The following is an 824-nucleotide window of genomic DNA, read 5'->3' as shown; positions in this document are numbered from 1 at the left end:
TCTTCGCCTGCGACCGTAGGGCCGCTGCCATTTGCGCCGCCGAGCCCGCCGGCGCCGTCCACAGCCTTGGCCTGGTCGAGCGAGATCAGCCCTGATTTGTAGCGTTGCGGAAATTCTTCCGGTGGCGGTTCGTCCGCGGGAGGCGGCGCGGCGGCCCGATCAGCAACCGGCGGAGGCGGCGGTGGAACGTTGAACTCCGTCGTATCGACCCTGGGTTCAACCGGTTCGGGCGGCGGCGGTATATTGATAATCGCCGGGTCGGGTTGCGACTCGGGCTTGTTCTGCTCGCGCACGAATGACGGGGGACGGAACGTCGTGGTCCGAAACTCCTCGTCGCCCTGGGTGATGTCATGAGAGGCTTCCTTGGCGGGCGAGAGAACGAAATAGGCGGCGACAACGCCACCGATTAAGAGCGCAGCACCGCCGAGCAGCTGATTGCGTTTGGCATTCTTGTTGGCGATGGCCGTATCGTCGCCAGCAAGCATGGCCTCTAATTCTGGAGATTGCTTCATCAGTTGCCGCTCCTCCAGCGCTTCTTAGCCTGGCGATCGGGAGCCGGGCCGAGGACGTCGGGGTCCGGGGTCCCGAAGTCGGGCTTTCGAAGGTTGAAAATGCACGTCCACTGATCGCCGTCGCGCAACGTGTATTGGGTGGCGACGCCATCGACGACGAGATATTCGCCCTCCTTGCGGAAGTTGCGCAGAGTCTCGGAAAAATCCGATTGAACGGCAAAGATCACCGGCGTGCGGCCGTCGAATTTGAAGAAGGTCTTCTTGCCGTCATCGAAGACCATCGACGGTTTCAGGGCCGCGTCACCCGAGAAC

At 62.4% G+C, this 824-nt stretch carries 1 protein-coding gene and 1 pseudogene; both read right to left on the bottom strand.

Going from position 1 to position 824, the window contains the following annotated elements; all coding sequences use genetic code 11:
* A pseudogene (locus tag EN780_RS35765) lies at positions 1-512 on the bottom strand (conjugal transfer protein TrbI); the annotation flags it as partial.
* Positions 512-824 (bottom strand): TrbG/VirB9 family P-type conjugative transfer protein (locus EN780_RS35760; RefSeq protein WP_189557070.1); only part of this gene is annotated, 313 nt, incomplete at its 5' end. The pseudogene EN780_RS35765 and the gene EN780_RS35760, both read right to left, overlap by 1 nt.

Origin of the sequence: Mesorhizobium sp. M4B.F.Ca.ET.089.01.1.1 (genome assembly GCF_004022605.1) — a bacterium.
Classification (GTDB): Bacteria; Pseudomonadota; Alphaproteobacteria; order Rhizobiales; family Rhizobiaceae; genus Mesorhizobium; species Mesorhizobium abyssinicae.
This window is presented reverse-complemented; position numbering and strand designations above follow the sequence as displayed.